The sequence below is a fragment of the Acinetobacter sp. 1566109 genome (assembly GCF_000582255.1).
Taxonomy (GTDB): Bacteria; Pseudomonadota; Gammaproteobacteria; order Pseudomonadales; family Moraxellaceae; genus Acinetobacter; species Acinetobacter nosocomialis.
Map to the genome: position 1 here is coordinate 1 of NZ_JEYB01000216.1, position 716 is coordinate 716.

Here is a 716-nt window from a genome sequence, read left to right on the forward strand (position 1 = left end):
CTAGCACAATGTCATTCACCTTAAGATCTGTACGAAAACACTGCACAGGATATTTTTTATCGGTAAAATCAGTATAACTAACAAAGGCAATGATATAGCTCATGTCTTAATTATTCCAACAAGCTTATGTTATTTAACATATTAAAACTTGGTAGATCATCATAAGTTAAAGAGTCTAACTCCTTAAATGGAGAGCTTATGTTAAGTATCTTACCAATTAGTAGTTGATGATCAGAATTTAACTGGACATTACTAAGATTTAACCGGCAAAGATCATATGATATACGCTGAATTATCAGGAGACTTTCCCTTGGGAGATTCTAGGCAGCCAACTTATAAAAGTCTTCGGCCATTTGATTTGGTGTCTTAAAACCCAAACCCTTTTGAATTCTTCGATGATTATAAAATAATTCAATTGAACCGTACCGGGTTTGTCGGAGACTTTTTTATTTAAGTTAGGCCACCTGACCTAACGGATTAATCTTATCATAGTACATTGCTTCAAACTCAAAAGGCGATACATAACCCAGTGCACTGTGTACACGCTTTTTATTGAACCAATCTACCCAGTTTAGTGTCGCAAGTTGTACATCTGCTAAACCTTGCCAATCTGCTTTTAAATATGTTTAGTCCCGGCATTTGATGGATCGGATCAATTTTAAAAAGTTCAGGTTCATCTGTCCACTGTTTGCAGATGAATTCGTAGGGAGTCAGGC

Annotated in this window: 1 pseudogene; it reads right to left on the minus strand. The window is 35.9% G+C overall.

The features are described 5' to 3' along the window. Window positions 1-455 precede the first annotated feature (455 nt). Window positions 456-623 (minus strand): annotated as a pseudogene (locus tag J582_RS26680) (integrase core domain-containing protein); the annotation flags it as partial. Between the last annotated feature and the right edge of the window lie 93 nt (window positions 624-716).